Source organism: Microbacterium sp. SLBN-154, assembly GCF_006715565.1.
Taxonomy (GTDB): domain Bacteria; phylum Actinomycetota; class Actinomycetes; order Actinomycetales; family Microbacteriaceae; genus Microbacterium.
Genome location: NZ_VFNL01000001.1, coordinates 3,327,399 through 3,341,393, shown reverse-complemented (window position 1 = coordinate 3,341,393; position 13,995 = coordinate 3,327,399). Strand labels below are relative to the sequence as shown.

The 13,995-nt window shown below is 69.7% G+C and carries 11 protein-coding genes; 3 read left to right on the top strand and 8 right to left on the bottom strand.

All coding sequences use genetic code 11. The annotated features are described in order from the left end of the window. Positions 1 to 9: 9 nt before the first annotated feature. The 3 genes from FBY40_RS16190 (at position 10) to FBY40_RS16185 (ending at position 3,754) form a co-directional block, all read left to right on the top strand. Positions 10 to 1,086: a Gfo/Idh/MocA family protein gene (locus FBY40_RS16190; RefSeq protein WP_141939771.1), complete on the top strand. Its 1,077-nt coding sequence runs from the start codon at positions 10 to 12 to the stop codon at positions 1,084 to 1,086. 130 nt (positions 1,087 to 1,216) lie between these two features. Next, entirely contained in the window at positions 1,217 to 1,363 is a 147-nt protein-coding gene (locus FBY40_RS17595; protein WP_235014959.1) for a cation-transporting P-type ATPase, read from the top strand. A gap of 54 nt (positions 1,364 to 1,417) precedes the next feature. Next, positions 1,418 to 3,754: a cation-translocating P-type ATPase gene (locus FBY40_RS16185; protein WP_268815539.1), complete on the top strand. Its 2,337-nt coding sequence runs from the start codon at positions 1,418 to 1,420 to the stop codon at positions 3,752 to 3,754. A gap of 53 nt (positions 3,755 to 3,807) precedes the next feature. Here the strand turns inward: FBY40_RS16185 and FBY40_RS16180 are convergent, their stop codons facing one another. From FBY40_RS16180 to FBY40_RS16145, 8 genes are all read right to left on the bottom strand, one after another. Further along, positions 3,808 to 5,508, bottom strand: a complete 1,701-nt coding sequence (locus FBY40_RS16180; protein WP_141940241.1) for a DEAD/DEAH box helicase — start codon at positions 5,506 to 5,508, stop codon at positions 3,808 to 3,810. A gap of 57 nt (positions 5,509 to 5,565) precedes the next feature. Then, positions 5,566 to 7,254 (bottom strand): thiamine pyrophosphate-binding protein, encoded by a 1,689-nt coding sequence (locus tag FBY40_RS16175; protein ID WP_141939770.1) that lies wholly within the window; start codon positions 7,252 to 7,254, stop codon positions 5,566 to 5,568. Positions 7,255 to 7,439: 185 nt separating this feature from the next. Beyond that, positions 7,440 to 8,246, bottom strand: coding sequence for an HpcH/HpaI aldolase family protein (locus FBY40_RS16170; RefSeq protein ID WP_141939769.1), 807 nt, complete (start codon positions 8,244 to 8,246; stop codon positions 7,440 to 7,442). Next, positions 8,231 to 9,016, bottom strand: a complete 786-nt coding sequence (locus tag FBY40_RS16165) for a 2-keto-4-pentenoate hydratase (protein WP_141939768.1) — start codon at positions 9,014 to 9,016, stop codon at positions 8,231 to 8,233. The genes FBY40_RS16170 and FBY40_RS16165 overlap by 16 nt, the downstream gene beginning before the upstream one ends. Positions 9,017 to 9,033: 17 nt before the next feature. Continuing rightward, a complete protein-coding gene (gene hpaD, locus FBY40_RS16160; protein WP_141939767.1) occupies positions 9,034 to 10,179 on the bottom strand; it encodes a 3,4-dihydroxyphenylacetate 2,3-dioxygenase in 1,146 nt (381 codons plus the stop codon). 1 nt (position 10,180) lies between these two features. Next, positions 10,181 to 11,701: a 5-carboxymethyl-2-hydroxymuconate semialdehyde dehydrogenase gene (hpaE, locus tag FBY40_RS16155; RefSeq protein WP_141939766.1), complete on the bottom strand. Its 1,521-nt coding sequence runs from the start codon at positions 11,699 to 11,701 to the stop codon at positions 10,181 to 10,183. Between the two features lie 18 nt (positions 11,702 to 11,719). Next, positions 11,720 to 12,421 carry a GntR family transcriptional regulator gene (locus tag FBY40_RS16150; protein ID WP_141939765.1) on the bottom strand — a complete coding sequence of 234 codons (702 nt, stop codon included), beginning with the start codon at positions 12,419 to 12,421 and terminating at the stop codon, positions 11,720 to 11,722. Then, positions 12,403 to 13,884, bottom strand: coding sequence for a fumarylacetoacetate hydrolase family protein (locus FBY40_RS16145; RefSeq protein ID WP_442922879.1), 1,482 nt, complete (start codon positions 13,882 to 13,884; stop codon positions 12,403 to 12,405). The genes FBY40_RS16150 and FBY40_RS16145 overlap by 19 nt, the downstream gene beginning before the upstream one ends. Positions 13,885 to 13,995 lie beyond the last annotated feature (111 nt).

Sequence of the window (13,995 nt, the reverse complement as noted above, 5' to 3'; positions counted from 1 at the left end):
GCCCGATCAATGCCAGCATCTGAAGGCGCGCGCTACGCGCCCGCCCCCATTCCCCGGCCCGTCATCAGTGAGGGGGGGTTCGTCTTCGCGGCGGCTCACCTCGATCACGGCCACATCTACGGAATGACCGAGGGCCTCCTGGGCGCAGGCGCCACACTCAAGTGGGTCTTCGATCCTGACCCGGCTAAGGTCGCGGCCTTCGTCGAGCGCTTCCCTCAGGTGCAGGTCGCGCGCTCAGAGGAGGAGATCCTCGCCGACGCCGTCGTGCATCTCGTGGCGGGCGCTGCCGTGACCTCCGAACGCGCCGCGCTCGGATTGCGGACGATGGCTGCCGGAAAGGACTATTTCACCGACAAGGCGCCGCTGACCACGTTCGAGCAGCTCGCGGACGTCCGCGAGGCCACCGCCCGAACCGGTCAGAAGTACGCCGTGTACTACTCCGAGCGCATCCATGTGGAGGCGGCGGTGCTGGCGGGGCAGCTGATCGAGCGTGGCGCCATCGGCCGGGTTCTGCAGGTGATCGGTCTCGGTCCCCACCGCATAGGCGACCCTGCCACGCGGCCGGCGTGGTTCTTCGAGAAGGAGAAGTACGGCGGGATCCTCTGCGATATCGGCAGTCACAACTTCGAGCAGATCCTCCACTACACCGGTGCGACCGATGCAGACATCGTCAGCTCATCGATCGCCAACTACGCGCATCCCGAGTTTCCTGAGCTGGATGACTACGGCGACGCCCACGTGGTGACCGACACGGGCGCGACCGGTTTCGTGCGCGTCGACTGGTTCACTCCGGACGGATTGAGCACGTGGGGCGATGGCCGCACGATCCTCCTCGGCACCGACGGGTACATCGAGCTTCGCAAGTACACCAACATCGCCACGGACGACGGCCCGGGTCAGCTCTTTCTGGTGGACAGCGACGGGGAGCACCGGATCAACGCGACCGGCACCGTCGGTTATCCGTTCTTCGGTGAGCTGATCCTCGACTGCCTTCGGCGGACCGAGACGGCAATGACCCAGGCGCACGCGCTGAAGGCGGCCGAGCTCAGCCTGCAAGCGCAGGCGCGAGCTCGAGTCCTTTCATAACGACCACGGCGGGGCGCTCATCGCGGTCTCGCCGACGAGGCCATCAGATTCGGGACGCTGGAGCGTCGGCCAGGCAGTCCACACCCGAGATGCGGTTCCGGTGCGCGACGGGTTTTGCGATGCTGAGCGCGTGTCATCGGAAGCCGGACTGAGCGGGGTCGAAGCCGCATCGCGCCTCGCGCGGGTCGGCCCCAATCTGGTGCCGCGACCACGCCGCGTGCCCGTCTGGCGTCAGCTCGCACGGCAGTTCACGCACCTGCTCGCTGTGCTGCTGTGAGTCGCCGCCGTCCTCGCTCTCATTGCCGGCACCCCTGCTCTTGCGGTCGCCATCGTGATCATCGTGGTGCTCAACGGTGTCTTCGCGTTCGCACAGGAGCATCGCGCCGACCGCTCTGCGGAACGGCTCCGGGCGCTTCTGCCCGCATCCGCACGCGTGGTGCGCGACGGTGCGCCGACCGACGTCGCCGTAGCGACATTGGTGCCCGGCGATCTGGTCGTCTTCACGGCGGGCGACAGGGTGGGCGCCGATCTGGAGGTGCTCACCGGCGAAGGTCTCCGAGTCGATGAGTCGATGATCTCGGGCGAGAGCGTTCCGGTCGCGCGCGCACCGGGTGATCGGCTGCGGGGTGGCACGTTCGTGGTCGAGGGTGAGGCGTCGGCCATCGTGGTCGCCACCGGTGCGCGCACGGAGCTGGCAGGAATCAGCCGGCTTGCCGAGTCGGCGAGTCGGCCGCAGAGTCCGTTGACCGTGCAGCTGAATCGGGTGGTGCGCGTGATCGCGGTGATCGCCGCCGTGACCGGGCTAGGGCTCGGTGCCGCCTCGATCCTCCTCGGACTTCAGCTCACCGAGGCGTTCATCTTCGCCGTCGGGGTGGCCGTCGCGCTGGTTCCCGAGGGGCTGCTTCCCACTGTCACGCTTTCGCTGGCACGCGGCGCGGAGTCGATGGCCGAACGGCGGGCGCTCGTCCGGCGGCTCGACGCGGTTGAGACTTTCGGGGCGACGACCTTCATCTGCACCGACAAGACCGGAACGCTCACGCAGAACCGCATGAACGTCGTCGAGGTCGTGACGCCGGACGGCGCCGTCACGGTGACCGGCGACGGGTACACCCCCGACGCGGAGTTCGTCGGCAGCGCCGCGGCCCGCGCCTCGCTCGTGGGCGTCGCCGAGGCTGCGCGGCGGTGCGTCAGCGGCCGGGTCGCGCAGCGCGAAGGCGAATGGGTTGCCGTGGGTGATCCGATGGAGGCCGCGCTGCACTGCCTCGCGCTGCGCGCGCACGTTGCCGAGACGTCGGAAGGGGAGCGGCTGCCCTACACCGCCGACCGGATGATCAGCTCGTCACTCGACGGAGGCACGGTATCGACGCTCGGCGCTCCTGAGGCTGTCTTCGCGCGCTGCGCATTCGTTCCCGCCGGCATGGCGGAAGCCCTCCATCGCCTCACCGGCGAGGGGCGCCGCGTGCTGGCCGTCGCGACGCTGCAGTGGGAGACGCCGCTCACAGTCGAGGCGGAGAGGGGGATGCAGCTGCTCGGCCTCGTGGCATTGGAAGACCCACCTCGCGACGGCGTCGAGGAGGCGCTGCTCGCCTGTCGCGACGCGGGCATCCGTATCGCGATGATCACCGGCGACCACCCGCGCACCGGCGCGGCGATCGCGCGGGAAGTCGGGCTGCTGGGGCCGGACGGCGTGGTGTTCGACGGCCCCTCCCTCCCACCGACGGACGCGGCGCTCGCCGATGCCATCGATCACCCCGGCGGCGTGGTCGTGGCCCGCGCGACGCCGGCAGACAAGCTTCGGATCGCGCGGGCCCTGCGCACCCACGGGCATGTCGTGGCGATGACCGGTGACGGCGTCAACGATGCTCCGGCGCTTCGCGAGGCAGACGTCGGGGTCGCGATGGGCGCGTCGGGAAGCGACGTCGCCCGCGAAGCGGCCGACCTCGTGCTGCTGGACGACCATTTCGCCACGATCGTCACAGCCATCGAGCTCGGACGTGCGACCTTCGCGAACGTGCGGCGCTTCCTCACCTACCACCTCACGGACAACGTCGCAGAGCTCACGCCCCTCGTCGTCTGGGCGCTGACCGGGGGGGACGTGCCTCTGGCGATCGGCGTGCTGCAGGTGCTCGCGCTCGACATCGGCAGTGACATGCTCCCCGCTCTCGCGCTCGGAGCCGAGCCGGCCCGCAAGGACTCGATGCAGGGTCGCCGTCGGCGGGCGATCGTCGACCGCGCCCTGCTGACGCGCGCGTTCCTCATCCTCGGCCCCTGGGAGGCGTTGGTCGCGATGGGAGCGTTCGTCGCCGTGCTCATCCTCGGCGGATGGAGCTGGGGATCACCGCCCTCCGTCGACCTCCTCGCCTCCGCATCGGGAACCGCGTTCGCAGCGATCGCGCTCGGACAGATGGCGAACGCCTTCGCCTGCCGCAGCACCACACGACCGGTGTGGCGCCTGCGCGCTCGGACGAACCCCCTGGTGTTGTGGGCCGTGGCAGCCCAGGCGGTGCTCCTCGTGCTCTTTCTTGCCGTCCCGGCGCTTGCGGAGCTCCTCGGTGGCGGGTGGCCGGACGGCATCGGCTGGGCGGCGGCCTCCCTCGCAGTCCCGGCCGTGATCCTGGGGGACGCGGCGTCCAAAGCCGTTCGGCGCCGCAGGCGCAGAACGACGTGAGGTCTGGTCTCGGTTTCGCCGCGCGACGCCTGGCATCACGGATGGCGATGCCTTCAGCTGCGCGGCGTGCGACGGGGCTTCTCGTCGTCGCGACGCGTCCGGCGCCCCGGGCCACCCGTGTCGAGCCGCAGCTCGATGAGCCGTCCCGAGATGCGGGTGCTCTCAAGCCGGTCGAGCGTGTCGCGAGACAGGTCGGCGGGGAGCTCGACGAGCGAGAAGTCCGGCCGGATCTGGATCGCCCCGAAGTCGTCGCGTTTGAGGCCGCCCTCGTTGGCGAGCGCTCCGACGATCTGACGCGGCTCGACACGATGGCGTTTGCCGACGGCGATGCGATACGTCGCCAACCCCTCCCGCGCAGGACGAGAACGCCGCTCGCCGGCGTCGCGATCGCGGTCGAAGCGGCCCGGGCGTTCGCCGCGGTCGCCGCGGTCGCGGCGCGGCTCGGGATCGGGCTCGAGCAGAAGCGGCGATTCGCCCTGCGCGACCACGGCGAGGGCGGCCGCGACATCGACTTCGGGAACGTCGTGATGACGGACGTAGTGCGCGACGATGTCGCGGAAGCGGTCGATGCGCTCCGTCTCGGCGAGGGCTGCGGTGATGCTGTCGTCGAAGCGCGCGAGTCGCGTGACGTTGACCTCGTCGACGCTCGGCAGAGGGATCTCGGTGAGCGGATGACGCGTGGCGCGCTCGATCGCACGGACGAGCCCACGCTCGCGCGGCGTGACGAAGCTGATCGCGTCGCCTGACCGTCCGGCCCGCCCGGTGCGGCCGATCCGATGCACGTACGACTCGGTGTCGGTGGGGATGTCGAAGTTCACCACGTGCGAGATGCGCTCGACATCGAGTCCGCGGGCGGCGACATCGGTCGCGACGAGGATGTCGAGCTTGCCCGCCTTGAGTTGATTGATCGTCTTCTCGCGCACGGGCTGGGCGACGTCGCCGTTGATCGCGGCGGCGGAGTAGCCGCGTGCGCGCAGCTTCTCGGCGATCTCCTCCGTCACGCTCTTGGTGCGACCGAAGACGATCATGCCGTCGAAGTTCTCGGTTTCGAGGATGCGGGTGAGCGCATCCATCTTCTGAGAGAACGACACGATGAGGTAGCGCTGGGTGATCGTCGACGACGTGGTCGTCTTGGTCTTGATCGTGATCTCTTCGGGGTCATGCAGGTACTGCTGCGAGATGCGCCGGATGGCCGCAGGCATCGTCGCCGAGAAGAGCGCGACCTGCTTGGTGGCGGGAGTGTCGGCGAGGATCGTCTCGACGTCCTCGGCGAAGCCCATCTTCAGCATCTCGTCGGCCTCGTCGAGCACCAGATACTTCAGCTCGGTGAGGTCGAGCGTCCCCTTGTCGAGGTGGTCCATGATGCGTCCGGGCGTTCCGACGATGACGTGCACTCCCCGGCGGAGGGCTGAGAGCTGGACGCCGTAGCCTTGGCCGCCGTAAACGGGCAGCACGTGCAGCCCGCGCCGGTGGGATGCGTACTTCTCGAACGCCTCGCACACCTGGAGCGCCAGCTCGCGTGTCGGAGCCAGCACCAGCGCCTGCGGTGTCTTTTGGGAGAGGTCGAGTCGATCGAGGATCGGCAGCGCGAATGCCGCCGTCTTGCCCGTTCCGGTCTGCGCGAGGCCGACGACGTCGCGACCGGCGAGGAGAGTCGGGATCGTCGCCGCCTGGATCGCCGACGGCGTCTCGTACCCGACGTCGCGCAGCGCCGCGAGCACGGATTCACCCAGCCCCAGGTCGGAGAAAGTCATCGTGGCGGACTCCTGCGGAGCCGCGTCCTCGATCGGGACATCGGACGTGGTCACGCTTCAGAGTAATGCCGACCCCACGTGCCGGGGGAGGGTCACGCCGTTGACCCGCAGGATCTCCTCCTGATAGGGCGCGATGACGCCGCCCGAGATCCGGCAGTCGAGCACGAGGAAACGGCGGTCGACCGCGGGTGTCGCGGCCCACGAGGCGAGGCGGTCGAGGTCGTCGAGCGTCTCGACGACGACTCCCTCGGCACCGACGCCCGAGGCGAGGGCGGCGAAATCCACCTGCGGAATGAGCATCGGCTCCCGCGCGAGCCCCTTCAGTCCGTACAGATTGATCTCGGCCCCATAGGCGGCGTCGTTCCAGACGACCGCGAGCCCCCGCCCGGCCGCGACGCGCACCGCCGACTCGAGATCGGCGAGGGCCATCAGCCCGCCCCCATCGCCGGTGGTGAGGACGACGGTCGCCTCCGGATGCGCGAGCGCAGCGCCCGGCACGGACGGCCACCCCAGGCCGATCGACTGGAAAGCGGTGCCGACCATCATCATCCGGTCGGGGGAGGCGACCGGCCAGTACATGTTCGCCCAGCCGATGAAGTGCCCGCCGTCGGAGACCACGATCCGGTCGTCCGGGAGGAGCCGGCCGATCCGCGCAGCGACCGTCCGCGGGTCGAGTCGGCCATCGCGGGCCACGCCGTCGCCCTCGTCGTACCGGCGAAGGGGTGCGAGATCGACCGACTCCCGCCACCCGCTCGGAGAAGTCCCGAGGCGGGTCAGCTCTGCCACGAGGTCCTCGGCGACGACCGCCGCATCTGCACGGACGTACCCGCCGACGTGCGGATGCGTGGCCGTCGGTGCGAGGTCGACCTGGAAGACCCGCGTGGTGGGAGCGAACAGGTCGCCGAACCGCATCGTGAACTGGTTGAGCGAGGCGCCGAAGACCACGGCCACGTCGGCCTCGCGTACGAGCTCCATCGCACCCTCGGCGCCGAAGCCGCCGGTCACGCCGAGGTCGTACTCGCCGCGGGGGAAGACCCCGCGGGCCAGTGACGAGCTTGCAGTGATCGCCCCGGTCGCATCGGCCAGGGCGCCCAGTGCCTCACCGGCGCCGGAGATCCACGCCCCGCGCCCGGCAAGGAGGAGAGGACGCTCGGCGCCCCGGAGCGCTGCGGCGATGTCACTGACCGCGGCGCGGGAGAAGTCGGTCGCCGGGGCCTGCCGCTGCGGCAGCCGCGGCGTGGGCGCGTCGGGCACGGGGCCCGCCTCCAGCGCGACGACGTCGTAGGGGATCGCCAGCACCGTCGGCACGCGATAGGTCAGGGCATGCTCGATCGCGATGGCGGTGGTCGCCGCGGCATCGGCGCGACCGACGGTGTAGGTGCGGACTCCCACACCGGCCGCCAGCGCGATCTGATCGACATCCCACGCCCGAGGACCCGAGGTGGGGGCGTCGCCGACGACGAGCACGAGCGGGACGCGCGCCTGTGCCGCCTCGGCGAGGGCGGTCAGGGTGTTGGTGAAGCCCGCGCCGTAGGTCGCGGTGGCCGCCGCCAGGCGACCGGACGCGCGGTGATAGGCATCAGCGGCGACGACGGCGCCCGCTTCGTGGCGAACGGCGGTGAACGCCGCACCGGTGTCGCGCTCGAGCGCGTCGAGGACGTAGGCGTTTCCGTTGCCCATCACGCCGAAGACGTGCTCGATGTGGCGGGCGAGGGTGTGGGCGACGTGCGCGGAGACGGTGGGCATGGCGGAGCCTTTCGGCCCTCACGGAAGGTGAGGACGACGTACGGATGCGGGAACCGTATGTGTCTCACGCGTGCTGTGCACGGCTGCGTGCCCCTTTTTCGAGCACCGACCGGGTCGTCCGGGTCGGACGGTGAAATCATATACGACCCGGATGTCGCCGACCAGGCGGACCGCATCGAGAGACGTCAGTAGCTGGCGCGCTCCGTCTCCGCGATCGCCGCCGGCGACCATCGCGCCGCGAGTGCTTCGGAGCTGCGGGCGAGGATCGACACATCGGCGGCCACGAGCACGAAGGACGCGCCGGCCTCGAGGTATGACTGCGCCGCTTCCGGGTCGAAGGCATTCACACCGACCGGCTTACCTTCCCCTCGCACCGCCTCGAACGTGCGGTGCACGGCGGCGATCACATCGGGATGCGTCTGCTGCCCGAGCACGCCGAGCGACGCGGCGAGGTCGCTCGGACCGACGAAGACGCCGTCGACGCCGTCGACGGCCGCGATCTCACCCGCCGCGTCGACGCCGGCCGCCGTCTCCACTTGCACGATCAGCGACACGTGTGCGTCGGCATCGGCGAGGTAGCCGTCGACCCTGTTCCACCGGGCGGAGCGCCCGAGCGCCGAGCCGACACCGCGACGACCGCGCGGGGGGTAGCGCACGGCCGAGACCGCGGACTCCGCGTCCGCCGCGGACGACACCATCGGCACGAGGATGTTCTGCGCACCGAGGTCGAGCACCTGCTTGATGACGACCGCGTCGTTGCTCGGCACGCGGACGACAGGGGTGATGGGGTACGCGGCGACGGCCTGCAGCTGCGCGAGCACCGACTCGAGACTGTGGGGGGCGTGCTCCATGTCGATGAGCGTCCAGTCCAGCCCCGACCCGGCGCAGATCTCGGCCACGAGCGGCGAGCCCGTGCACACCCAGATTCCTGCAAGCGGTCGATCGGATGCCGCGAGTGCGGCGCGGAAGGTCGGATTCAGACGAAGCGGCATGCGATCTCTCCCATCGGCCCGTAGTCGCACAGCACGTCGTCGCCGGCGCTGACCCACATCGGTCGGGTGAACGACCCGGCGAGGATGATCTCTCCCGCCTCCAAGCGCGCGCCATGCTGGTGGAACTTGTTCGCCAGCCACGCGACGCCGGTGGCGGGATGCCCGAGCACGCCGGCGGCGACGCCGGTCTCGACGATCTCGCCGTTGCGCGAGAGCACTCCGGGCACCCACCGCAGGTCGATCTCATCGGGACGCTTGCGCACGTCGCCGAGCACCATCGCGCCGTAGGCGGCGTTGTCGGAGATCGTGTCCACGATGGTGCGGCCCTCCAGCTCGATGTGCGAGTTCAACACCTCGAGGGCGGGTACGGCGTAATCGATCGCTGCGAGCGCGTCGTCGAGCGTGCAGTCGGGCCCGTGGAGGGGGCGGCCGAGCACGAAGGCGAGTTCGACCTCGATGCGCACATTGGAGAATCGCGACGCGTCGATCTCCGCACCGGAGCGGTAGACCGTGTCGTCGAACATCACACCGTAGTCGGGCTCGCTGATCCCTGTCGCCTCCTGCATGGCCTTGGAGGTGAGACCGATCTTGCGGCCCACCAGGCGGCGTCCTGCGGCGATGTTGCGGTCTCTCCAGACGCCCTGGATCGCGTAGGAGTCTTCGACGGTCGCGTCGGGGTAGCGCGCGGTGATCCGGGGGATCACGCCGTTCGTGCGGTCGGCCTCGGCGAGCTCCGCGGCGATCTGCGCGATGGTGTCAGCAGGCAGCATCCGTTGTCCTCCCGCCCTCACAACTGATTGCCGAGCTTGAACTCGCCGTCGCCCCGCGCCGGTGCCCGGGTGTACGAGAACCCGTCGGCGCCGATGGTCACCGCCATCTCGGACGAGTCCGTGCGGGCGACGACCGGCTGCGGGTTGCCGTCGAGGTCGAGCACGAGTGAGGCCTCGGTGTACCAGGACGGCACGACGGGGTTTCCCCACCAGTCGCGGCGCTGGTTGTCGTGTACGTCCCAGGTGACCACGGGGTTGTCCGGGTCGCCGGTGTAGTAGTCCTGGGTGTACACCTCGACGCGGTGCCCGTCGGGGTCGCGCAGGTACAGGTAGAAGGCGTTCGAGACGCCGTGGCGGCCCGGCCCTCGCTCGATCCGGTCGGACAGGCGCAGGGCGCCGAGCTTGTCGCAGATCGCGAGGATGTTGTGCTTCTCGTGCGTGGCGAAGCAGACGTGGTGCATGCGGGGGCCGTCTCCGCCGGTCATCGCCGTGTCGTGCACGGTGGGCTTGCGTCGCATCCAGGCGGCGTACACCGTGCCTTCCTCGTCCTGGATGTCTTCGGTGACGCGGAACCCGAGGGACTGCATGAAGTTCACCGCACGGGGCACGTCGGGGGTGACCTGGTTGAAGTGGTCCAGACGCACGAGCTCGCCCGGGCTGTGCAGGTCGTAGCGCCACGAGAGACGCTCGACGTGCTCGGTGGCGAAGAAGAACTCGTAGGGGAAGCCCAGCGGGTCGATCACCCGCACCGAGTCCCCGATGCCCCGGGTGAACCCGTTCGGCTCGCGCCGCACATCGCACCCGAGCTCGGAGTAGAACGCCACGGCCTTGTCGAGGTCGTCGGCCGAGCGCACGCGGTAGGAGAACGCGGCCACCGCGGCGATCGGGCCTCGACGCAGCACGAGGTTGTGGTGGATGAACTCCTCGGTCGACCGGAGGTAGATCGCCTCGTCGTCCTCCTCCGTCACGTGCAGGCCGAGCACGTCGACATAGAACTCCCGGGATGCGGCGAGGTCGGTGACGACGAGCTCCATGTACGCGCAGCGCAGGATGTCGGGCGCCGGCGAAGCCGGGGTGGGGATCGGGTTCGCCGACTGGATCGGCGCCTCCTGGCCCACCCAGAAACCGGAGGAGGTCAGGGTCATGCGGTCGCGATGGCTCATGTCAGGCTTCCTTGCCGAAGGTGGGGTTGTGGACGGCGCCGAGCGTGATGTGCACGGCCTGCTGATCGGTGTAGAAGTCGATCGAGCGGTACCCGCCCTCATGTCCGAGGCCGGAGGCCTTGACCCCGCCGAAGGGGGTGCGGAGGTCGCGGACGTTGTTGGAGTTCAGCCACACCATGCCGGCTTCCACGGACTGCGAGAAGTTATGGGCTCGCTTGAGGTCGTTCGTCCAGATGTACGCCGCCAGGCCGTACTTCACGCCGTTCGCGAGCTCGAGCGCCTCTTCCTCGGTGTCGAAGGGGGTGATCGCGACCACGGGGCCGAAGATCTCCTCCTGGAAGATCCGCGCGTCCGGCGCGACATCGGCGAACACCGTCGGCTCGACGAAGTTGCCCATCTCGAAACCCTCGGGGCGGCCCCCACCGGCGACGAGGCGCCCCTCGGTCTTGCCGATCTCGATGTAGCCCATGACCTTGGCGAAGTGCTCGGGGTGCACGAGCGCGCCCACCTCGGTGCGTGGATCATGCGGGTGGCCGACCCGGACCCTCTTCGCCTGGGCGGCGTACCGCTCGACGAACTCGTCGTAGATCTCCCGCTCGACGAGGATGCGGGAGCCGGCGGTGCAGCGCTCGCCGTTCAGCGAGAACACGCCGAAGATCGTCGCGTCGATGGCGGCGTCGAGGTCGGCGTCGGCGAAGACGACGGCGGGCGACTTGCCACCGAGCTCCATCGAGAGGCCCTTGAGGTGGGGCGCCGCGTTGCCGAAGATGATCTGCCCGGTGCGGCTCTCGCCGGTGAAGGAGATCAGCGGCACGTCGGGATGCTTCACCAGCGCGTCTCCGGCCTCCTCGCCGAGACCGTTGACGAGGTTGAACACGCCTGTCGGCAGGCCCGCCTCCTCGAAGATGCCCGCCCACAGTGACGCCGAGAGCGGCGTGAACTCGGCGGGCTTGAGCACGACGGTGTTGCCCGTCGCGAGGGCCGGGCCGAGCTTCCACGACTCGAGCATGAACGGCGTGTTCCACGGCGTGATGAGACCGGCGACCCCGATCGGCTTGCGGTTGACGTAGTTGATCTGGCGCCCCGGAACCTTATAGGTGTCGTCGGCCTGCGCGACGATCAGGTCGGCGAAGAAGCGGAAGTTCTCCGCCGCGCGGCGAGCCTGGCCGAGAGCCTGGGTGATCGGCAGTCCCGAATCGAAGGATTCGAGTTCGGCGAGGCGGGCGTCGCGCGACTCGACGATGTCGGCGATGCGGTGAAGGATCCGCGAACGCTCGCGCGGTAGCATCCTCGGCCACGGTCCCTCCGTGAACGCGATGCGCGCGGCGGCGACGGCACGATCGATGTCGGCCTTCTTCCCGGCCGCCGCGGTCAGGTAGGTCTCGTTCGAGACCGGGTCGAGCACATCGAAGGTCGCGCCGTCGATCGAGTCGACGAATTCGCCGCCGATGTAGTGCTGGATGTGGCCGGGCAGATCGGCGGGCACATGGCGCTCGGCGGTGCGCGCAGCGGTGTCTGTCATGGTGCTCCTTCGCGAGGGTCAGAAGGCCGGGAGGCCGAGGGTCTCGTCGGGGTGTTCGTGGATCATGTAGGCATCGAGCGTGGCCGAACGGTGGCGGCGTGCAGCCTTCTCGATCTCGCCCAGGGGTGCACCGGTCTCGATGAGCCGGAGGATGTTCTCGTGCTCCTGCACGGACTCCTGCGCGCGGCCGGGGACGAAGCTGAAGGTCGAGTCGCGCAGGTGCCCGAGGCGTCCCCACTCGGCTTCGACGAGCTCGAGCATCCTCGGATTCGCGCACTTGCCGTAGAGCGTGGCGTGGAACTCCTGGTTCAAGCGGGTGAAGGAGCGCGGGTCGAAGTCGGCGAGCGATTCGATCATCCGCTCGTTGACCTGCCGGGCATGACGGATGTCGTCGATGCTCAACCGCCGCGCGGCCAACGCCGTCGCGGTGCCTTCCAGGATCGACAGGGCCTGCATGCTGAACCGGTACTGCGTGTCGTCGACCATCGAGACCCGCGCCCCCACGTTGCGCTCGAAGGTCACGAGCCCCTCGGCTTCGAGCTGCCGGATGGCTTCGCGCACCGGCACCACGCTCATGTCGAGCTCGGCGGCGATGGTGCCCAGCACCAGCCGATACCCGGGAGTGAACTCCTGCGAGGAGATCCGCTCCTTCACCCAGTGATAGGCGCGCTGCGATTTGCTGAGGCCCGCCGCCGGGGTGATCACCTCGTCGCGCGCCATGCGAGGTACCGTTCCTTCCACTGGCCGGTGAGCGGGAAGAGTCCGTCGACCGGATGCCCCTGGGCGACCTGCTCGGCGATCCAGCCGTCTTCGACCTCCTGGTCCAGGGCGGCGTTGACGACGTCTTCGACCAGCGCCGGCGGGATCACGATGACGCCGTCCGCGTCGCCGACGAGGATGTCGCCGGGCTGGACGGTGGTACCGCCGCACGCGATCGTGAGGTCGGCGTCCCACGGCACGTGGCGGCGGCCGAGCACGGCGGGATGCGCGCCGGCGGTGTAGACCGGAATGCCGACCGCCGCCACGGCGTCGACATCCCGGACGCCGCCGTCGGTGACGATGCCCGCTGCGCCGCGGGCGTGCGCGCGGATGGCCAGGATGTCGCCGAGCGTGCCCGACCCGGCCTCGCCGCGCGCTTCGATGACGAGCACCTCGCCGTCGCCGACCGCGTCGAACGCACGCTTCTGGGCGTTGTAGCCGCCGCCGTGGCTGTCGAAGAGGTCTTCTCTGTTGGGAACGAAGCGCAGGGTGCGAGCCCGGCCCACGAGCTTCTTTCCGGGGTGGAGCGGGCGGACGCCGTCGATCGTGACGTTGTTCAGACCCCGCTTGCGGAGCTGCTGCGACAGCCCCGCGACCGGGGTGCGCTCGAGCTTGGCACGCAGGTCGGGTGAGAGCTGCGAGGACGGATCGGCGCCGAGCCCCGCAGCCTCGCGGGAGCCCCACGCCTCGGCTCGCTGCCGGTCGTCGACGGCGGGGAGGGAGCCGACGCCGGGGTCGAACCCCTCTTCACCCTGGACGACCGTCGTGCGCAGCCTGCCGGAGGAGGGGGCGCCGGGTGCGTTCGGGGCGTCCACCTCGACCTCGACGACGTCGCCGGGAACGACGACCGACGACCCCGCCGGTGTCCCGGTGAGGATGACGTCGCCGCGCTCGAGGGTCATGTGCTGAGACAGATCGGCGACGAGCTGGGCGAGGGGGAAGATCATCCCGGCGCTGGTGTCATCCTGAGCCGGCTCGCCGTTCACCCAGGCGCGGACACGGAGGTCGCCCGGATCGATGTCGCGTGCGGCGAGGAGTCGAGGGCCGAGCGGGGTGTAGCCGTCGCGGCCCTTGGAGCGGACGTTCGATCCCTTGTCATTCGCGCGCAGGTCGTAGAGACCGAAGTCGTTGGATGCGGTGACCCATCCGACGTGCGCCCAGGCCTCATCGATGCCGACGCGCCGGGCGTCGCGGCCGATGATCAGCGCGACCTCGGCCTCGAAGGCGAGCAGCTCGGTGCCGGCCGGGCGCTCGATGGTGTCGCCGGAGGCGGCGACAGAGCTCGACGGCTTGAAGAAGTACGACGGCGCTGCGGGCCGGCGTCCGCGCTGGTCGGCACGCGAGGCGTAGCTGAGATGGATCGCCACGATCTTCCCCGGGCGCTGGGGGAGGGCGGAGAAGCGCCGATCGGCGGCATCCGTCATCTCGGTGTCGTCCGTCATGAGCTCCCTCGCTTCGCCACTTGCGGCATATCCCAAATCGTATATTATCGACACCGCCCCGGCAAGCGAGACATCGTGCACCGCCGGAGACAA